Source organism: Burkholderia sp. BDU5, from assembly GCF_001522845.1.
GTDB classification, from domain to species: Bacteria; Pseudomonadota; Gammaproteobacteria; order Burkholderiales; family Burkholderiaceae; genus Burkholderia; species Burkholderia mayonis.
Map to the genome: position 1 here is coordinate 77,577 of NZ_LOWC01000015.1, position 18,261 is coordinate 95,837.

The window sequence follows — 18,261 nt, forward strand, 5'->3', positions numbered from 1 at the left end:
GCCTATGCGCGCTGCCGCGAATGCTATCCTCTCGTTCGCCCAAACAGCCACATCCGTACGAGATTCATCCATGACCCGATTGATCAAGCGCGCGTCCGCCGAGGCGCGCGCGTCCCGGCGCGGCAAGCCGTCTTCCTATAATGGCTCCGACAAGCTCGAACCGATGCGCACAAAGCGCAGCCGCGCCGAGTTCGGCGACGAAGTCGACGGCGTCGCCGTCCTCGACGCGCCGCGCAAGCCGCGCTTCGCCCCCGTCACGTTTTCCGAAGAGCGCGGCGTGCGCTATCTGCATTTCGGCACCGAGTGGGTGCAAGGCGCGATGCGCCTGTCGAAGCCTTATCACATCGAGCTCGAGTACGCGCAGCAGATGATGGCGTGGCTGCTCTTCCTCGAAACGCCGAAACGCATCGTCCAGCTGGGCCTCGGCACTGGCGCACTGACGAAGTTCGCGCATCGCTACCTGCCGCGCGCGCACGTCGAGGCGGTCGAACTGAATCCGGCCGTGATCGTCGCTGCGCGCTCGATGTTCGAGCTGCCGTCCGACGACGCGCGTCTGGCCGTCCACGAAGCGGACGCGTGGGATTTCGTCAATGATCCGAAGAATCGCGGCACGATCGGCGCGCTCCAGATCGACCTGTATGACGCGACCGCGCGCGGCCCGGTGCTCGACAGCGTCGCGTTCTATCGCGCGGTGCGCGGATGTCTCGCCGACGCGGGCATCGCGACGATCAATCTGTTCGGCGACCATCCGAGCTTCGTGCGCAACATGAAGCACCTGAACGCCGCATTCGACCAGCGCGTGATCGCGCTGCCCGAAGTGCACGACGGCAACCGGATCGCGCTCGCGTTCTCCGGTCCGCCGCTGTCGACGTCGTTCGCACAGCTGACCGAGCGCGCGAAGCTGATCGAAGCCGAGCTGCGTTTGCCCGCGCGCTCGTGGGTGAAAGGATTGAAAGCATCGGTCGGCGAGCGCGCCGGCGTCTTCACGATCTGACGTCGAAGCGGCCGCTCGCGCCGCCGCCGGATGGACGAGCGGCGGTGCGCGCGGGCTTCGGGTTCGCCCTCGTATGACCGGGTATTTCCGACTTTTATACTGACTGACGCCAGGGGAGGCGCAGCTTAACCGTCGTGTCGTTCCTCTCGCACTGCCGTACCCGTTCAGAACATATCAATAACCGGGATGTGAAGAGGAGACGTCATGGCTCACGATGCCGACGCCAGCCGGGCCGCGAAACGCTGGCTCTGGCTGCTGGTCCTGCCGCTCGTTGCGATGGTCTGGGTGCCGTCGTACAACAAGATTGAACCGCAATGGTTCGGATTCCCGTTTTTCTACTGGTACCAGCTGCTGTGGGTGTTCTTTAGCGCCGTGATCACGGCGTTCGTCTACTTCAAGACGAAGAATTGCTGGAAGGGCGTCCCGCGGGGAGACGGCAAATGAACCTGACCGCGACCTTCGTCTTCGTACTGTTCTTCGTTGGCGTGACGATCATGGGCTTTCTCGCCGCGAACTGGCGGCGCGGCAATCTCGCCCATCTCGACGAATGGGGCCTCGGCGGCCGGCGCTTCGGCACGATCGTCACGTGGTTCCTGCTGGGCGGCGACCTCTATACCGCCTACACGTTCGTCGCCGTGCCGGCGCTCGTGTTCGGCGCGGGCGCGATGGGCTTCTTCGCGCTGCCGTATACGATCCTCATCTATCCGTTCGCGTTCGTCGTGTTCCCGAAACTCTGGAGCATCGCGAAGCGCCACGGCTACGTGACGGCCGCCGACTTCGTCAGCGCCCGCTACGGCAGCCGCTCGCTCGCGCTCGCCGTCGCGGTGACGGGCATCGTCGCGACGATGCCGTACATCGCACTGCAACTCGTCGGCATCGAGGTCGTGATCGGCGGGCTCGGCTTCGACACGAAGGGCTTCGTCGGCGACCTGCCGCTCATCATCGCGTTCGCGATCCTCGCCGCATACACGTACACGTCGGGCCTGCGCGCGCCCGCGATGATCGCGATCGTCAAGGACATCCTGATCTACATCACGATCGCCGCGGCCGTGATCGTGATTCCGGCGAAGCTCGGCGGCTTCGGGCACATCTTCGGCGCGGTGCCGCCCGCGAAGCTGTTGCTGAAGGCGCCCGACGTATCGAGCCTGAACGGCTTCAGCGCGTACACGACGCTCGCGATCGGCTCGGCGCTTGCGCTGTTCCTCTATCCGCATTCGGTGACGGCGATCCTGTCGTCGTCGTCGGGCAACACGATCCGGCGCAACATGGCGATGCTGCCCGCGTATTCGTTCGTGCTCGGCCTGCTCGCGCTGCTCGGCTACATGGCGCTCGCGTCGGGCGTGAAGGACATGCCGGAATACGCGCCGTACTTCAAGGCGTTCGGGCCGAACTTCGCGGTGCCGGCATTGTTCCTGCACTTCTTCCCGTCGTGGTTCGTCGGCGTCGCGTTCGCCGCGATCGGGATCGGCGCGCTCGTGCCGGCCGCGATCATGTCGATCGCGGCCGCGAACCTCTACACGCGCAACATCCATCGCGAATTCGTCAATCGCAACATGACGCACGACCAGGAGACGAACGTCGCGAAGCTCGTTTCGCTGATCGTGAAAGTCGGCGCGGTCGCGTTCATTCTCGGGCTGCCGCTCACGTACGCAATCCAGTTGCAGTTGCTCGGCGGGATCTGGATCATCCAGACGCTGCCCGCGATCGTGCTCGGCCTCTACACGCGCGTGCTCGACTATCGCGGGCTGCTGCTCGGCTGGGTGGCCGGGCTCGTCTGCGGCACGTGGATGGCGATTTCGCTGAAGCTCGCGAGCTCGATCTTCACGATCCATCTGTTCGGCCATGCGATTCCGGGCTACGCGGCCGTCTGGTCGCTGCTCGTGAATCTCGCCGTGTCGATCGTCGTCAGTGTGCTCGTTCGCGCGTTCGGGATGACGCATGCGGAAGACCGCACGCGACCGGAGGATTATTTCGACGTCGTCGAGAGTTGACGCGCGGTTTCACATCGACCGGAAGCGAACGCCAAAACGCCCGCGGCGCGTCTTGCGCCGCGGGCGTCGTCCATTTGTCGACCGCGAGAAGCTTCGGCTTCCGAAGCGCTCACTTCTTCATGTTTGGATCTTCGACGTTGATCATCCAGTGCACGCCGAATTTATCGCGCAGCATGCCGAAGCCGAGCGCCCAGAACGTCTTCTCGAACGGCATCGTCACTGCGCCGCCGCCTGCGAGCAGCGCGTCGAAGATCTTCTTGGCCTCGTCGAGGGTCTTCGGATCGATCGACAGCGAGTAGCCGTCGTGCACCTGCTGCGTGCCTGCCTTGCAATCGCCGTCCGAGCACATCAGCACTGAGTCGCCGATCTGGAAATTCGCGTGCATCACCTTGTCGGCCATCTCGGGCGGCATCGGCCGCTCGGGATTCGGCGGCGCTTCGTTGTAGCGCACGAGGAAATTCACCTTCGCGCCGAGCGCGTCGCCGTAGAACTTCAGTGCCTCGTCGCAGCGGCCGCCGAAAAACAGATACGGTTGTACTTGCATCGTCGTCTCCTTGATCTTGGGCTGGGATCGGGCGCAGCCGCGCCCGTGCGGACGATTGTAGTGCGTCCGGGTGACAGTAACGGGAAGATTGAAAGGGGCCGCAACGAGCGGGCCGGGAAGGCGTGGGGGAGAAGGGCGGCGATCGAACCGCCCCCCAGAAATCGGCGCCGGCAGCGGGCAATGGGTGGGTAATCGGTGGACAATTGGCGGGCAATCGGGCAATCGGGCAATCGGGCAATCGGGCAATCGGGCAATCGATGCCGCGCGGCAACGCCCGGACGCCGCTTCGCAGCGCGGTGCCCGCCGATTCAGGCATCCGAAAAAAAGATGCCGGTGCCGAACCGCGCGGCGGGCGCACGTCGACGACGCCCGCTCGCCGCGAATCGTCGCCCGCTTGCGTCAGCGCAGCGCCTCGATCATCTTCTCGAGCTTCACCGCGTCGGCCGAGAACAGGCGAATGCCTTCGGCGAGCTTTTCGGTCGCCATCGCGTCGTCGTTCAACTGGAAGCGGAACGACGACTCGTCGATTGCGACGCGCTCGAGCCGCGCGTCGTTCGCCGTGTCCGGCGACAGCTTGCGCGCGACCGTCTCGGTGCTGTCCTGCAGCTTTTGCAGCAGGTCGGGACTGATCGTCAGCAGGTCGCAGCCGGCGAGCTCGGTGACCTGGCTCGTCGTGCGGAAGCTCGCGCCCATCACTTCGGTTTCGTAGCCGAAGTGCTTGTAGTACGTGTAGATGCCGCGCACCGACTCGACGCCCGGATCGTTCGCGCCGCCGTTCTTCGCCTCGTCCCATTCGGCGCCCGCCTGCTTCTTGTACCAGTCGTAGATCCGGCCGACGAACGGCGAGATCAACTGTGCGCCCGCTTCCGCGCACGCGGCCGCCTGCACGAGCGAGAACAGCAGCGTCATGTTGCAGCGGATGCCTTCGCGTTGCAGCACTTCGGCCGCGCGAATGCCTTCCCACGTCGACGCGAGCTTGATCAGCACGCGCTCGCGGCCGATGCCCGCTGCTTCGTAAAGCTTGATGATCTCGCGGCCCTTGTCGATCGAGCGCTGCGTGTCGAACGACAGGCGCGCGTCGACTTCAGTCGATACGCGGCCCGGGATCAGCTTCAGGATCTCGGTGCCGAACGCGATCAGCAGACGGTCGATGACGAAGCCGACGGATTCGCCCGCGTGATCGCGGACCGTTTTCTCGAGGATCGGCCGATAGGCGTCCTTCTGGACGGCCTTCAGGATCAGCGACGGGTTCGTCGTCGCGTCCTGCGGCTTGTATTGCGCGAGTTGCTGGAAGTCGCCCGTGTCGGCGACGACGGTCGTGTACTGCTTGAGCTGGTCGAGTGCGGTAGTCATGACGAGTCGAGAGCAAGGCGCGGCGCGCCGGTTCGGTGAAGACGACCGCGCGGCGGGGCGCGGGGCGATGCAGGGCGGCGCGCGCTGCGCGCGGCCGCCGGACCCTCCATTTTAGGCCGGTTCCGGGAACCGGGTGCCGAACGATGGGATCGACGCGCGTCAGGCGGCGCGGCGCGCGTTCAGGATCGCCTGCGTGAGCACGCCCGCGACGAGGCCCCAGAACGCCGAGCCGATCGACAGCAGCGTGAGGCCCGACGCCGTCACCATGAACGTGACGAGCGCCGCCTCGCGCTGGCGGGCGTCCTGCATCGCGTTGGTCAGGCCGCTCATGATCGAGCCGAACAGCGCGAGCGCGGCGACCGACACGACGAGCGCCTTCGGCAGCGCGCCGAACAGCGCGGCGATCGTCGCGCCGAACACGCCCGCGACGAGGTAGAACGCGCCGCACCAGACGGCCGCCGTGTAGCGCTTCGCGCGATCGTCGTGCGCTTCGGGGCCGGTGCAGATCGCGGCCGTGATCGCCGCGAGGTTGACCCCGTGCGAGCCGAACGGCGCGAGCACGAGCGATGCGATGCCCGTCGTCGCGATGAGCGGCGACGACGGCGTCCGATAGCCGTCCGCGCGCAGCACCGCGATGCCGGGCACGTTCTGCGACGCCATCGCGACGACGAAGAGCGGAACGCCGATGCTCACGATCGCCGACAGCGAGAACGACGGCATCGTGAACACGGGCCGCGCGAGCGCGACATGGAAGCGGCTGAAGTCGAGCAAGCCGAGCGCGCCCGCGACTGCGGCGCCGATCGCGAGCGTCGCGACGATCGCATAGCGCGGCGCCGCGCGCTTCACGATCAGGTACGTGAAGAACATCGCGAGCACGAGCGCAGTCTGGAACTGCGCGGCGCGGAAGATCTCGATGCCGATCTCGAACAGGATGCCGGCGAGCAGCGCGGCGGCGATGCCGGACGGGATCTTGCGCATCAGCGTGTCGAACAGGCCGCTCGCACCGACCGCGGCGAGCAGCAGCGCGCAGACGACGAACGCGCCGATCGCGTCCGCGTACGCGACGCCCGGCAGCGACGCGACGAGGAGCGCCGCGCCGGGCGTCGACCACGCGACGACGATCGGCGCGCGATATCGCATCGACAGCCCGATCGTCGTCACGGCCATTCCGATCGAGAGCGCCCAGATCCACGACGAGATTTGCGCATCGGTCAGATGCGCGGCGCGGCCCGCCTGGAACATCAGCACGAGCGAGCTCGTATAGCCCGTCATCATCGCGACGAAGCCCGCGACGAGCGCGGATGCCGACGTGTCGGCGAAAAAACTCGGCCGCGCGACGGCGGGCGACAGATTGGAGGCGGGCGGCTGACTGCTCATCGGTGGAACGTCGGGTTGGAAGCGCTGGAAGCGTCGGAGGTGTCGAAAGGTACGGGGGACGGCGGGCGCGTCATTTGCTGAGCGCGCGCATCGCGGATTCGAGGCCCGCGAGCGTGAGCGAATACATCCGGTCGCCGAGCACGTCGCGGATGATCGAGATCGACTGCCGGTATTCCCACAGGCGCTCGGGCTCGGGGTTGAGCCACGCGTGGTGCGGGAACTGATCGGCGAGACGGCGCAGCCACACGGCGCCCGCCTCGGGATTGTTGTATTCGACCGAGCCGCCCGGCTGCAGCACCTCGTACGGGCTCATCGTCGCGTCGCCGACGAAGATCAGCTTGTAGTCGGGCGTGAACTTGTGCAGCACGTCCCAGGTCGGCGTGCGCTCCGAGTGGCGACGGCGGTTGTTCTTCCACAGATGGTCGTACACGCAGTTGTGGAAGTAGTAGAACTCGAGGTGCTTGAATTCGGCCTTCGCGGCGGAGAACAGCTCTTCGGTGCGCTTGATGTGGTCGTCCATCGAGCCGCCGACGTCGAGCAGCATCAGCACCTTCACGTTGTTGTGGCGCTCGGGCACCATCCTGATGTCGAGCCAGCCGGCGTTCGCGGCGGTGCTGCGGATCGTGTCGGGCAGATCGAGCTCCTCGGCCGCGCCTTCGCGCGCGAAGCGCCGCAGCCGCCGCAATGCGACCTTGATGTTGCGCGTGCCGATCTCGACCGAGTCGTCGTAGTCGCGATACGCGCGCGCCTCCCACACCTTGACCGCGGTGCGGTTGCCGTTCGACGGCCCGCCGATCCGGATGCCTTCCGGGTTGTAGCCGCCGTGCCCGAACGGCGACGAGCCGCCCGTGCCGATCCACTTGTTGCCGCCTTCGTGGCGCGCCTTCTGCTCGTCGAGCAGTTGCTTCAGGCGCTCCATCAGCTTGTCGATGCCGCCGAGCGACTGGATCTGCGCTTTCTCGTCGGGCGTGAGCTCGCGCTGCAGGCGCTTTTCGAGCCAGTCGAGCGGGATGTCGAACGCGTCCGCGGGCAGCGCAGACACGCCGTGGAAGTACGCGCCGAACGCCTTGTCGAACTTGTCGAAGTACTGCTCGTCTTTCACGAGCGTCATCCGCGCGAGATAGTAGAACGCGTCGAGCGACGGCTCGATCACCTGCGCCTTCAGCGCCTCCAGCAGCGTCAGGTATTCCTTGACCGACACCGGCAGCTTCGCGGCGCGCAGCGAATAGAAGAAATCGATCAGCATGGGCGGGCCCTCGCGCAATCGTGGCGAGCCGGGCGGCGGTCGAACGTCGCATGCGCGATCGCGGGCGTGACGGATGGGGGCCGGCGGCGCATCTCGCGTGTCTCCTCGCAGCTCCGGCGCGCCTAGCGGTTGTGGCGGTTCATGTAGACGAGCCGCTCGAACAGGCTCACGTCCTGCTCGTTCTTGAGCAGCGCGCCCGCGAGCGGCGGCACGATCTGCTTCTGGTCCTTCGAGCGCAGCGCGTCGGGCGGGATGTCTTCGGCGAGAAGGAGCTTCAGCCAGTCGAGCAGCTCGGACGTCGACGGCTTCTTCTTCAGCCCCGACACGCCTCTCAGCTCGAAGAAGCTCTCGAGCGCCGCGCGCAGCAGGTCCTGCTTGATGCCGGGGTAGTGGACCTCGACGATCTTCTGCATCGTCGACGGATCGGGGAACTGGATGTAATGGAAGAAGCAGCGGCGCAGGAACGCGTCGGGCAGCTCCTTCTCGTTGTTCGACGTGATGATGACGAGGGGGCGGTGCTGCGCCCGCACGGTCTCGCGCGTCTCGTACACGTGGAACTCCATTCGGTCGAGCTCGCGCAGCAGGTCGTTCGGGAACTCGATGTCGGCCTTGTCGATCTCGTCGATCAGCAGCACGCTCGGCCGCTCGGCGTCGAACGCCTGCCACAGCACGCCCTTCACGATGTAGTTTGCGATGTCCTTCACGCGCTCGTCGCCGAGCTGCGAATCGCGCAGGCGCGACACCGCGTCGTATTCGTAGAGGCCTTGCTGCGCCTTTGTCGTCGACTTGACGTGCCATTGCAGGAGCGGCATGTCGAGCGCCGCCGCGACTTCCTCGGCGAGCATGGTCTTGCCCGTGCCGGGCTCGCCCTTGATGAGGAGCGGGCGCTGCAGCGTGAGGGCCGCGTTGACGGCGAGCTTCAGATCGTCTGTCGCGACGTATTGCGAGGAACCTTCGAAACGCATGGCGGCGAGCTTCCGGCAAAAAATCCCAGTATAAGTCAGAAGCGCCGACGGCCTTGCGCGGCCGGTGTATCGTGCGGGGCGCATTCGGCGGGGCCGCATGGTGGACGCATTCCCCGACGACGCGGTACAATCTGGCCGTTTTTTTGGCCTGCGTGGCGGCCTCACAAGTATAACGGCGGCATGACGGCGCCGGCCGTTGCCTTTGCGGGCGCCAGTTTCCCCTCAAGCTAGGTTACAAGAGCTATGAACAAATTCGTCGGCAAACATGTCGCTGCCACAGTGCTTGCGGCGCTCGCGGCGCTATCCGCCAGTGCGCAGGCGGCCGGTGTGGTCGGCAACCCGAAGGACGGGGCGAGCAAGGCTGCGATGTGCATCGGCTGTCACGGCATCGAAGGCTACCGCGTCGCCTACCCGGAGGTCTACCGGGTTCCGCTCCTCGGCGGCCAGAACCAGGTTTATCTCGAGAACGCGCTTAGGGCCTACCGGAAGAAGGATCGCCATTTCCCGTCGATGAACGCGATCGCCGAATCGCTGACGGATCAGGACGTCGCCGATCTCGCGGCCTACTACGCCGCGCAAAAGCCCGATTCGAAGAACAATCCCTACAAGTAAGCTCGCGCTTGCTGATCTCAGCACCGGGATAGGAGCATCCATGAAGAAGCCTCAGACGGCACTCAAGACGGCGGCGGCGCTCGCGCTCGCAGCCGGCTTCGCGATCGGCACCGCGCATGCGGCGGACGTCGCGAAGGGCAAGGAACTCGTCGAGTCGCACAACTGCGCGGCCTGCCACGGCGCAAAGCTCGACAATCCGATCAACGCCGAATATCCGCGCCTCGCGGGCCAGCACGCCGACTACCTGGTCTGGGCGATGCGCCAGTACCAGATGGGCCTGACGAATCCGCTCCTCGGTCGCAACAACGCGATCATGCAGGCACAGGTGCAGAGCTTGTCGGTCGCCGACATGAAGGACATCGCCGCGTACCTCGAATCGCTGCAAGGCAGTCTCGTGTTCAAGAAGTAACGGACACGTCCGGCATCGCATGCGCCCGCTTGTGCGGCGCGCGCCGAAAGTACCCCGCCTCGCGCCGGGGTATTTTTTTGTCCGGCGCGGGCGTGCGTTCGGTGGCGGCGCGTAACGGCGCGGCTCGTGGGGCGCGGCCTTCGCCGCGCCGATGGGTGGACAGATGCGGGGCGCACGGACGGCGGATTCATGCGCTCCGGCGAGTCGTGCGTCGCGGCCCGTCGCTGGTCGTCGGTCGGGGCCGACCTTTGCATCTATGGCAGGCGTGCCGCGCGTGCTCGCTCGTCGCTTCGACTATCGCAGCGATGCGACGACGAGACGACGTAGCGACGCGACGACGCCGGGCCGCGCGGCTTCAGCCACGCGAAGCGCGCTGCAGGATCCGTTGCAGATAGGCGTCGGAATCGGGCGGCGTATTCGTGCGCTGCGCTTCCCAGATCGTCTCGCCGAGACATTCCATGATCGCGTGCTGCGCGTCGTGCGCGGAGTCGAAGCGGGTGGCGAGCTTCTCGTGCGCGGCCCGGATGCCGGGCGGCTGATCGATCGACAACTGCTCGCTGATCGCGAGATGCATCGACAGATGCAGGAACGGATTCGCGCGTCCCTCGTCGGGCGTGTAATCGTGCGCGGTCGAACGCTCTGCGTCCTCGAGTTCCGCATGGTATTCGGGATGCTCGACGATCCAGTCGGCCGCGATCGCTTCGAGCGGCGTGAGGATCTCGCCCGAACGCTGCTTGCGCCAGGTGTCGATGAAGAAGCGACGCACGTCGTCGCGGCTCGGATTGAACATGATGTAGTGCGGGGTAGCGTGTGGCGGGCCGTCGCGGCCGCGCGAATGCGCATTTTACGCCGCCTGCGGCGGGACTGCCGAAAGCGCGTCGGGCACGCGCGCGGCGAGCGACAGGGCCAACGCCGGAAACGGAAGAGCCGCGGCGCGGCTCGCCTGCGCGTGTTGCCGCGCGCCCGAAGCAGCACGGCGGCTGGCGGATGCCGGCGTGCTGCGATGCGTTTCCTGTTCGACCGTCGTTCCAGGCGGGATGCGCTTGCCGCGGTGTGCGTCGCGAGCGGCGCAAGCGTCGGCATAAACACCGCTTATGCGGTCACCCGGAGCTCGTTAGAATCGAGCGCTTTCACTATTCCTTTTCCGTCATGACCTCCGCCGCCGGAGCACCATCCGCCGTGTTGCGCGGCGCGCTGTACGTCGCATTGTCCGCCGCCGCGTTCGGCGCGATGGCGATCTTCGGCCGTTACGCGTACGCGGGCGGCGCCGACGTGCTCGGCCTTTTGATCGTCCGCTTCTCGATCGCGGGCGCGCTGCTCGCCGTCGTCGCGCGGCGGCGGCGCGTCAACTGGCCGCGCGGCCGCGCGCTTGGCGCGATCGTCGGCATGGGCGCGCTCGGCTACGTCGGCCAGTCGCTGTGCTATTTCAGCGCGCTGCAGCACGCGCAGGCGAGCCTCGTCGCGCTGCTGCTCTATCTGTATCCAGCGTTCGTCACGCTGCTCGCCGCATGGTGGCTCGGCGAGCGGCTCACGCGCGCGAAGGCGGTCGCGCTCGCGCTGTGCGTCGCCGGCTCGGCGCTGATGGTGGGCGGCGGCCGCGGCGAGCCGCTCGGCATCGCGCTCGCGCTCGGCGCGGCGGTCGTCTATTCGCTGTACATCGTCGTCGGCGCGAAGGCGGCGCGCGGTGTCGATCCGCTCGCGACCGTCGCGATCATCTGCTGCGCCGCGGCCGCGATGCTCGTCATGCTCGCGCTCGTGCGCACAGTCGCGTTCGACGCGCCGCCGCATTGGCCGCGCGCGACGTCCGGCTGGGCGGCGCTCGTCGCGATCGCGCTCGTGTCGACCGTCGCCGCGATGCTCGCGTTCTTCGCCGGTCTCGAACGGCTCGGCGCCGCGCGGACGTCGATGCTGTCGACGCTCGAGCCCGTCGTGACGGTCGCGCTGGCCGCGTCGCTGTTCGGCGAGACGCTGACGCCGTTGCAAGGGGCGGGCGGCGTCGCGATCCTCGCGGCGGTGCTGTGGCTCGTGCGCGCGGGCAATGCAGCCAACGAAGCGGAGCCGAAGGCGATCGCGGGCGCGTAACGCGTGTGGCTCGCTGGGCGGGCGTTCGGCGGGTGTCCATTGTCGATTGGACGGGGCGGCGGCTCGATCTGGGGGAAGAAGAGCCGGCGTCGCATATCGAAGACGCGTGTGCGATGGTGATTCTGCCGAGCGGGTCGAGCGGGTCGAGCGGGTCGAGCGGGTCGAGCGGGTCGAGCGGGTCGAGCGGGGCGAGCAAGTCGAGCAAGTCGAGCGGGGCGACGCAGCGATCAGGACGGCGCGATACGCGCGGCCGCGAGGCTGGGATTCGTCGCCCGTTGATTGGACTGCGCGAAGGTCGGAGCAGGTGGCGGAAAGTCGACGCAGCACGCTGTCGTTTTCGATGCGGCTGCAATTGTGCGGACGTCGTCGAGCCGGCGACGAACGGACGCGCAACAAGCACGCGGTCGCGCGGCGAGCGTCCTGCGTGTCCGCTCGAACGGCTCGGAACGGATGACCGGGTGAACAACCGAAGGGACGGCCGCCTCGCATACGGACGGCTCCAACGCGATGCCGCGCGGCTGGCACAGCCGCCGCGTCTCACGACGCCCACACGCGTACGAAGCGATTCGCACAGCCGCGCGCAGCTTCACACGCGGCCCACGTCCGTTACTGCACCGGCGCCGGCGTCTTCGGCTTGTATTCGCAAAGCGGCTCGATCGCGCAATGCCAGCACTCGGGCCGCCGCGCCTTGCATACATAGCGTCCGTGCAGGATCAGCCAGTGATGCGCGTCGTGCAGGAATTCCTCCGGCGTGAACTTCTCGAGCGCGGCTTCGACCGCGCGCACGTCCTTGCCGGGCGCGAGCCCCGTGCGGTTCGCAACGCGGAAGATGTGCGTATCGACGGCGATCGTCGGCTGGCCGAACGCGGTGTTGAGCACGACGTTCGCGGTCTTGCGGCCGACGCCTGGCAGGCTCTCGAGCGCTTCGCGGTCAGCGGGCACTTCGCCGTCGTAGCGCTCGAGCAGGATCCGACATGCCGCGACGACGTTCTTCGCCTTCGTCCGATAGAGGCCGATCGTCTTGATGTAGTCGGCGACGCCTTCCTCGCCGAGCGCGACGATCTTCTTCGGCGTGTTCGCGACCGGGAACATCTTGCGCATCGCCTTGTTGACCGATACGTCGGTCGCCTGCGCCGACAGCATCACTGCGATCAGCAGTTCGAACGGCGTCGTGTATTCGAGCTCGGTCGTCGGATGCGGGTTGAGGCTTTGCAGCGTTTCGAAGATCGCGCGTCGTTTGTTGGCGTTCATGCGGTTATGGCTTCGGTTTCGAGGTCGGCGATGCGTCGCCCGCGGCATCCGAAGCGTCGGCGTCGTCCGGCTTGTCGCTCGTGTCGCGCGGGTCGGCGAGACGGCGACGGCGTGCTTCGGCCGCTTCGATCTGCGCCTGCACCGCGGCGCTCACGCCTTCGGTGTTCTTCGGGCCCGCGCCCTGCGCGGCGAGCTCTTCCTTCTTCTTGCGGGCGCGCTCGAGCGCCGCCGCGATGATCGCGCGTTTCTTCGCTTCCGGATCGTCGGCGGCGGCCGTGGCAGGCGCGGGGACCGCGGGGGCGGCTGCCGCGGCGCTCGCCGCTCGCCGCGCCGCCGCGCGCGCTTCGGCCGCTTCGCGCTCGCGCGTCTGGCGCGCGAGGCGTGCGTCGTGCCGCGTGCGCGCGGCGTCCGCCTGCTGCTGCGACCACGCGTCCCAGCCGGTCGTCTCGCCCGTGACGGGTATCATCGCGATGCAGTCGACGGGACAGGGCGGCACGCACAGGTCGCAGCCGGTGCAGAGCTCGGCGACGATCGTATGCATTTGTTTCGGTGCCCCGACGATAGCATCGACGGGGCACGCCTGCATGCACAGCGTGCAGCCGATGCACAGCTGCTCGTCGATGAACGCGACGGGGCGCGGGCGCTCGACGCCGTGCTCCGGATTGAGCGGAATCACGGGCTTGCCGAGCAGCTTCGCGAGGCGCGCGACGCCTTCGACGCCGCCCGGCGGGCACTGGTCGTAGCCGGCGGTGCCGGCCGCGATCGCCTCCGCGTACGGACGGCAGCCTTCGTAGCCGCACTTCGTGCATTGCGTTTGAGGCAGCAGATCTTCGATGCGATCCGCGAGGGTCTTGGAATCAGTCACGGTGACTACGTGGGGAGGCGCGCGGGCGCGGCACGGCGGCCGGGCGTTCGAATGCGGCCAGGATCTTTCTTGAAACGACAATTATCGCCGATTTTTCGCATTGCGCTTAACAACGCATGTGCCATAATCAAAACGCTTTTCCGCGTGACTATAGCAGGGTGTCCCTTAACGACGGCGCGCCCGTTCATGCTGCTGGCGATCGACGCAGGGCCGGCGGCGCGAGCCGGACTACGCGGCTCACATAGCAAAACGCCACTATGAATCAGCCAAAAATCAAAAGAGACCCAGAGGGAACCCGGCGCCGGATCCTGCTCGCGGCAGCCGACGAATTCGCGACAGGGGGGCTGTTCGGTGCGCGAGTCGACCAGATCGCACGCCGTGCCGAGACCAACGAGCGCATGCTCTATTACTACTTCGGCAGCAAGGAGCAGTTGTTCACTGCGGTGCTCGAATACGCGTTCTCCGCGCTGACGGAGGCCGAGCGGGCGGTCGATCTCGAGGGCGTCGCGCCCGTCGAGGCGATCACGCGGCTCGCGCATTTCGTGTGGGACTATTACCGCGATCATCCCGATCTGCTACGTCTTCTCAACAACGAGAACCTGCATGAGGCGCGCTATCTGCAGAAGTCGACGCGCATCCGCGAGATGATCTCGCCGATCGTCGCGACGCTCGACGGCGTGCTCGAACGCGGCCAGAAGGCGGGGCTCTTTCGCACGGACATCGATCCGCTGCGCTTCTACGTGACGCTGTCGGGGCTCGGCTACTACATGGTGTCGAACCGCTTCACGCTCGCGGCGACGTTCGGCCGCGATTTCAGCACGCCCGGCGAGCGAACCGAGATGGTCAAGATGAACACCGAGCTGCTGCTCGCGTATCTGCTCAGGCGTTGAACCGGGCAGGGCGCCCGGCTGGTTTCGGATTTTCGCCACGCTCGTTCGGCGATAAGCGGCGGACCGGCGTCAGGCAGCCTTGCGCGAACGCGGCACGCGCGTTGCCGCGACCTTCGCTGCGGTGCGCTTCGCGGCGGCCGGTTTTGCCGCGCGCGCTTTCGCCGCCGGGCGCTTCGCGTCCGCCAGCCGGAGCGTCGCCGCCGCCGGCGCGGTGCTCGCCGTCTCGCTGCCCGACGTCGATTCGCTCGGCGTGGTCGGCGAAGTCGGCGGGCGCGTGGTCTGCGGCGTCGGCTTCTTCGGCTGCGACGCGTGCTCGCGGATGAAGTCGCGCAGCTGCGGATAGATGATCGTGCGCCAGCGGCGGCCCGAGAAGATACCGTAGTGGCCGCATTTCTCGGCGGTGAGGCTGCGGCGGTGCGCCTGCGGAATGCCCGTGCACAGCTCGTGCGCGACGTGCGTCTGGCCGCTGCCCGAGATGTCGTCGAGCTCGCCTTCGATCGTCATCAGCGCGGTCGAATGGATGTCGGCCGGCTTCACGCGTTCGCCATGGATGTCCCATGTGCCTTCGGCGAGACGGAATTCCTGGAACACGATGCGGATCGTGTCCAGGTAATATTCGGCCGCCATGTCGAGCACCGCGTTGTATTCGTCGTAGAAGCGGCGGTGCGCTTCGGCGTCTTCCTCGTCGCCGCGCAACAGGCTCTGGTAGAAGTCCCAGTGCGATTGCGCGTGGCGCTCTGGATTCATCGCGACGAAGCCCGTGTGCTGCAGGAAGCCCGGATAGACCTTGCGGCCTTCGCCCGGATAGTTCGCGGGCACCGTGTGGATCACGTTGTTCTCGAACCACGAATGCGAGCGGTTCGTCGCAAGCGAATTCACCGACGTCGGGCTCTTCCGCGCGTCGATCGGACCGCCCATCATCGTCATCGTGAGCGGCGTGTCCTCGCCGCGGCTCGCCATCAGCGAGATCGCCGCGAGCACGGGCACGGTCGGCTGGCATACCGAGATCACGTGCAGGTTGCGCGCGCCGATATGTCGGATGAATGCCTGGATGTAGTCGACGTAGTCGTCGAGGTGGAACGGGCCGACTTCGACGGGCACCATCCGCGCGTCGATCCAGTCGGTGATGTACACCTTGTGATCCTGCAGCAGCGTGCGGACCGTATCGCGCAGCAGCGTCGAGTGGTGGCCGGACAGCGGCGCGCACACGAGCACGACGGGTTCGTCCTTCAGTTGCCCGACGGCGTCCGAGTCGTCCGCGTAGCGCTTGAAGCGCAGCAGGCGGCAGAACGGCATCTCGACGATCGTCTGCTCGACGATCGGAATGTTGTGCCCGTCCTTGACGATCTGGTGAATCGCGAATTCCGGCTTCTCGTAATCCTTGCCGAGCCGGAACAGCAATTCGTAGCCTGCCGCGAGGCGCGTCGCGCCCGGCACGAGCGACAGCGGGCTCAACGGATTCGCGAACGATTTCGAGGCGGCCTGTGCCCAGGCGGTCAGCGGGCTCAGCATCGCCCGCTGGAATTCGTGAAATTGGTAAAGCATGCGAGCTCCCGATGGGAGAACGGTGCGCGAAGGCGGCGCGGAGCGTCGCGGCGTGCCGTGTCAGTCAGCAATCGGACTGATTCGCTCATGAGATCGAATCAGTCGCGACCGATCATATCGGACAATCAGGGGTGTCGCAACGCAGCATACCCGCATTTTCGAGGGATGCCTCGACATCTGACGATGTCTTACGTTTGTCGTGCAAACGTGAATCGGCATCATTGTCCGGCGACGGCATCGGCGGGCGTTGGCTGGCCGGCCGCACGCAGCATTTCCTCTTCGTGATGCATCAGGTTGAACGCCGTGTGCACGAGCCCGACGTGCGAGAACGCCTGCGGGAAATTCCCTACCTGACGCCGCGTGACTGGATCGTATTCCTCGGCGAGAAGGCCGAGGTCGTTCGTCAGCGACAGCAGGCGCCGAAAGAGCGCGTGCGCGTCGTCGATGCGCCCGAGTAGCGCGAGATTGTCGACGAGCCAGAAGCTGCACGCGAGAAACGTGCCTTCGCCGGGCGGCAGGCCGTCGTCGTATTCGGTCGTGTGGTAGCGCAGCACGAGGCCGTCGTGCATCAGGCCGCGCTCGATCGCGGCGACCGTGTCCGCCACGCGCGAATCGGACGGCGGCAGGAAGCCGACGAGCGGCAGCATCAGCACGCTCGCATCGAGCGCGTCGCTGCCGTAGCTTTGCGTGAATGCGCGCACGCGCGCATTCCAGCCGTGCGCGCAGACGTCCGCGTGGATCTCGTCGCGCACCGCGCGCCAGCGGTCGAGCGGCGCGGGCAGGCGGAACATCTCGGCCGACTTGATCGCGCGGTCGAACGCGACCCACGCCATCACCTTCGAGAACGTGAAGTGCCGGCGGCCGCCGCGCGTCTCCCAGATGCCTTCGTCCGGCTCGCGCCAGATCTTCTCGAGGTGCGCGAGCAATGTCGTCTGGACGGACCAGACCGTGTCGTCCGCCTGCAGGCCGCCGACGCGCGCGATGTGCAGCGCGGCCATCACTTCGCCGAACACGTCGAGCTGCAACTGGTTCGCCGCGTTGTTGCCGATCCGCACCGGCCGCGAGTCGTGATAGCCCGGCAGCCAGTCGAGCTCCATTTCGGGCAGGCGCCGTTCGCCCGCGATCCCGTACATGATCTGGATCTGCTCGGGCGAGCCCGCCATCACGCGGCCGAGCCACGCCCGCCATGCGCGCGCTTCGTCGTAGTAGCCGCCGCGCATCAGCGCGAGCAGCGTGATTGTCGCGTCGCGCAGCCAGCAGTAGCGGTAGTCCCAGTTGCGCGAACCGCCCAGTTGTTCGGGCAGCGACGTCGTCGGCGCGGCGACGATGCCGCCCGTCGGCTCGTACGCGAGCGCCTTCAGCGTGATCAGCGAGCGGCGCACAGCCGCGGCGTAGCGGCCGCGCAACGGACAGCGCGTCGACCATTCGAGCCAGTAGTTCTCGGTGCGCGCGAGCATCGACAGCGGCTCGCGGGCGGGCGGCAGCCGCAGGTGCGACGCCGCGTAGCTGAGCGAGAACGGCACGCGCTCGTCGGCCTTCACGGTGAATTCGGCGACCGTATGCAGGTTCTGGCCCGACAGCGGCACCGGCGTGCGCAGCACGACCGTGTCCGGACCCGCGATCGCCTTCACGCCGGCTTCGCGCGGCAGCCGCGTGACCCACGGAACCGAGAAGCCGTAGTCGAAACGCAACACGAGCTGCATCTGCATCTTCATCTCGCCGCGCCGGCCGACGACGATCCGCACGAGCTCCGACCAGCCGCTGTCGGGTGGCATGAAGTCGATCACGGTGACGGCGCCTTCGTCGCTCTCGTAGTCGGTTTCGAGGATCAGCGTGTCGCCGCGGTAGCGGCGCGACGTCGAGCTCACGCGGACGTCGGCGGCGGGCGCGACGAGCCAGCGGCCGTGCTCCGGCGTGCCGACGAGCGCGGCGAAGCATGCGCCGGAATCGAAACGGGGCCAGCACAGCCAGTCGACCGAGCCGTCCCGGGAGATCAGCGCGGCCGTGTGGCCGTCGCCGACGAGGGCATAGTCTTCGATGAGGGCGGGCATGGGCGACGATCCTCCAACTCCAACAATCTTGTCGTTCATGATCTGGGCACGCCCGCGCCGCGCTGTACGGCGGCAAGCGGGGACCC

At 66.9% G+C, this 18,261-nt stretch carries 17 protein-coding genes; 7 read left to right on the forward strand and 10 right to left on the reverse strand.

Annotated features, from left to right (window positions below):
- The first annotated feature begins 70 nt into the window (after positions 1-70).
- The 3 genes from WS69_RS03615 (at position 71) to mctP (ending at position 2,985) form a co-directional block, all read left to right on the forward strand.
- The gene (locus tag WS69_RS03615) at positions 71-994 is read left to right on the forward strand and encodes a spermidine synthase (protein WP_059469444.1); all 924 of its coding nucleotides are present in this window, start codon (positions 71-73) and stop codon (positions 992-994) included.
- Positions 995-1,198: 204 nt separating this feature from the next.
- The gene (locus tag WS69_RS03620; protein WP_059469445.1) at positions 1,199-1,438 is read left to right on the forward strand and encodes a DUF3311 domain-containing protein; all 240 of its coding nucleotides are present in this window, start codon (positions 1,199-1,201) and stop codon (positions 1,436-1,438) included.
- Positions 1,435-2,985 carry a monocarboxylate uptake permease MctP gene (gene mctP, locus WS69_RS03625; protein WP_059469446.1) on the forward strand — a complete coding sequence of 517 codons (1,551 nt, stop codon included), beginning with the start codon at positions 1,435-1,437 and terminating at the stop codon, positions 2,983-2,985. Before WS69_RS03620 ends, mctP begins: the two co-directional genes overlap by 4 nt.
- 109 nt (positions 2,986-3,094) lie before the next feature.
- Here the strand turns inward: mctP and WS69_RS03630 are convergent, their stop codons facing one another.
- From WS69_RS03630 to WS69_RS03650, 5 genes are all read right to left on the reverse strand, one after another.
- Positions 3,095-3,529 (reverse strand): VOC family protein, encoded by a 435-nt coding sequence (locus tag WS69_RS03630; protein WP_059469447.1) that lies wholly within the window; start codon positions 3,527-3,529, stop codon positions 3,095-3,097.
- A gap of 399 nt (positions 3,530-3,928) precedes the next feature.
- A complete protein-coding gene (gene tal / locus WS69_RS03635) occupies positions 3,929-4,882 on the reverse strand; it encodes a transaldolase (protein ID WP_059469448.1) in 954 nt (317 codons plus the stop codon).
- Positions 4,883-5,041: 159 nt separating this feature from the next.
- Complete coding sequence (locus WS69_RS03640; RefSeq protein ID WP_059469449.1) at positions 5,042-6,259, reverse strand: benzoate/H(+) symporter BenE family transporter; 1,218 nt, start codon at positions 6,257-6,259, stop codon at positions 5,042-5,044.
- 70 nt (positions 6,260-6,329) lie between these two features.
- A complete protein-coding gene (locus WS69_RS03645; protein ID WP_059469512.1) occupies positions 6,330-7,505 on the reverse strand; it encodes a vWA domain-containing protein in 1,176 nt (391 codons plus the stop codon).
- Between the two features lie 122 nt (positions 7,506-7,627).
- A complete protein-coding gene (locus WS69_RS03650) occupies positions 7,628-8,470 on the reverse strand; it encodes an AAA family ATPase (RefSeq protein WP_059469450.1) in 843 nt (280 codons plus the stop codon).
- Positions 8,471-8,713: 243 nt separating this feature from the next.
- Between WS69_RS03650 and WS69_RS03655 the strand changes: the two genes are divergently transcribed.
- Positions 8,714-9,082 carry a c-type cytochrome gene (locus tag WS69_RS03655; RefSeq protein WP_059469451.1) on the forward strand — a complete coding sequence of 123 codons (369 nt, stop codon included), beginning with the start codon at positions 8,714-8,716 and terminating at the stop codon, positions 9,080-9,082.
- A 40-nt stretch (positions 9,083-9,122) separates the two neighbouring features.
- Positions 9,123-9,491 carry a c-type cytochrome gene (locus WS69_RS03660; RefSeq protein ID WP_009892353.1) on the forward strand — a complete coding sequence of 123 codons (369 nt, stop codon included), beginning with the start codon at positions 9,123-9,125 and terminating at the stop codon, positions 9,489-9,491.
- Positions 9,492-9,846: 355 nt separating this feature from the next.
- Here WS69_RS03660 and WS69_RS03665 read toward each other — a convergent pair whose 3' ends face one another.
- Positions 9,847-10,281 (reverse strand): DUF1841 family protein, encoded by a 435-nt coding sequence (locus WS69_RS03665; RefSeq protein WP_059469452.1) that lies wholly within the window; start codon positions 10,279-10,281, stop codon positions 9,847-9,849.
- Between the two features lie 359 nt (positions 10,282-10,640).
- Here WS69_RS03665 and WS69_RS03670 point away from each other — a divergent pair, with 359 nt between their 5' ends.
- A complete protein-coding gene (locus WS69_RS03670; RefSeq protein WP_059469453.1) occupies positions 10,641-11,573 on the forward strand; it encodes a DMT family transporter in 933 nt (310 codons plus the stop codon).
- A 606-nt stretch (positions 11,574-12,179) separates the two neighbouring features.
- Here WS69_RS03670 and nth read toward each other — a convergent pair.
- Complete coding sequence (gene nth / locus WS69_RS03675) at positions 12,180-12,824, reverse strand: endonuclease III (RefSeq protein WP_059469454.1); 645 nt, start codon at positions 12,822-12,824, stop codon at positions 12,180-12,182.
- Positions 12,825-12,828: 4 nt separating this feature from the next.
- Positions 12,829-13,689: an electron transport complex subunit RsxB gene (gene rsxB / locus WS69_RS03680; protein ID WP_059469455.1), complete on the reverse strand. Its 861-nt coding sequence runs from the start codon at positions 13,687-13,689 to the stop codon at positions 12,829-12,831.
- Between the two features lie 257 nt (positions 13,690-13,946).
- Between rsxB and bspR the strand changes: the two genes are divergently transcribed.
- Positions 13,947-14,579, forward strand: a complete 633-nt coding sequence (gene bspR, locus WS69_RS03685) for a T3SS transcriptional regulator BspR (RefSeq protein WP_059469456.1) — start codon at positions 13,947-13,949, stop codon at positions 14,577-14,579.
- A 69-nt stretch (positions 14,580-14,648) separates the two neighbouring features.
- On the opposite strand, the gene WS69_RS03690 is transcribed toward bspR, so the two are convergent.
- Together WS69_RS03690 and WS69_RS03695 are read right to left on the reverse strand one after the other, a co-directional pair.
- On the reverse strand, positions 14,649-16,124 hold the full coding sequence (locus WS69_RS03690; RefSeq protein ID WP_059469457.1) for a polyhydroxyalkanoate depolymerase: 1,476 nt from the start codon (positions 16,122-16,124) through the stop codon (positions 14,649-14,651).
- 218 nt (positions 16,125-16,342) lie between these two features.
- Positions 16,343-18,175 carry a glycoside hydrolase family 15 protein gene (locus WS69_RS03695; protein WP_059469458.1) on the reverse strand — a complete coding sequence of 611 codons (1,833 nt, stop codon included), beginning with the start codon at positions 18,173-18,175 and terminating at the stop codon, positions 16,343-16,345.
- Positions 18,176-18,261 lie beyond the last annotated feature (86 nt).

What these genes read in the sequence shown, in the direction of transcription:
- WS69_RS03645 (WP_059469512.1), bottom strand. Translation starts at nt 7,505, where the DNA reads ATGCTGATCGATTTCTTCTATTCGCTGCGCGCCGCGAAGCTGCCGGTG.
- WS69_RS03640 (WP_059469449.1), bottom strand. Translation starts at nt 6,259, where the DNA reads ATGAGCAGTCAGCCGCCCGCCTCCAATCTGTCGCCCGCCGTCGCGCGG.
- mctP (WP_059469446.1), top strand. Translation starts at nt 1,435, where the DNA reads ATGAACCTGACCGCGACCTTCGTCTTCGTACTGTTCTTCGTTGGCGTG.
- WS69_RS03615 (WP_059469444.1), top strand. Translation starts at nt 71, where the DNA reads ATGACCCGATTGATCAAGCGCGCGTCCGCCGAGGCGCGCGCGTCCCGG.
- WS69_RS03690 (WP_059469457.1), bottom strand. Translation starts at nt 16,124, where the DNA reads ATGCTTTACCAATTTCACGAATTCCAGCGGGCGATGCTGAGCCCGCTG.
- tal (WP_059469448.1), bottom strand. Translation starts at nt 4,882, where the DNA reads ATGACTACCGCACTCGACCAGCTCAAGCAGTACACGACCGTCGTCGCC.
- WS69_RS03655 (WP_059469451.1), top strand. Translation starts at nt 8,714, where the DNA reads ATGAACAAATTCGTCGGCAAACATGTCGCTGCCACAGTGCTTGCGGCG.
- WS69_RS03660 (WP_009892353.1), top strand. Translation starts at nt 9,123, where the DNA reads ATGAAGAAGCCTCAGACGGCACTCAAGACGGCGGCGGCGCTCGCGCTC.
- WS69_RS03670 (WP_059469453.1), top strand. Translation starts at nt 10,641, where the DNA reads ATGACCTCCGCCGCCGGAGCACCATCCGCCGTGTTGCGCGGCGCGCTG.
- WS69_RS03650 (WP_059469450.1), bottom strand. Translation starts at nt 8,470, where the DNA reads ATGCGTTTCGAAGGTTCCTCGCAATACGTCGCGACAGACGATCTGAAG.
- WS69_RS03665 (WP_059469452.1), bottom strand. Translation starts at nt 10,281, where the DNA reads ATGTTCAATCCGAGCCGCGACGACGTGCGTCGCTTCTTCATCGACACC.
- bspR (WP_059469456.1), top strand. Translation starts at nt 13,947, where the DNA reads ATGAATCAGCCAAAAATCAAAAGAGACCCAGAGGGAACCCGGCGCCGG.
- WS69_RS03620 (WP_059469445.1), top strand. Translation starts at nt 1,199, where the DNA reads ATGGCTCACGATGCCGACGCCAGCCGGGCCGCGAAACGCTGGCTCTGG.
- WS69_RS03695 (WP_059469458.1), bottom strand. Translation starts at nt 18,175, where the DNA reads ATGCCCGCCCTCATCGAAGACTATGCCCTCGTCGGCGACGGCCACACG.
- nth (WP_059469454.1), bottom strand. Translation starts at nt 12,824, where the DNA reads ATGAACGCCAACAAACGACGCGCGATCTTCGAAACGCTGCAAAGCCTC.
- WS69_RS03630 (WP_059469447.1), bottom strand. Translation starts at nt 3,529, where the DNA reads ATGCAAGTACAACCGTATCTGTTTTTCGGCGGCCGCTGCGACGAGGCA.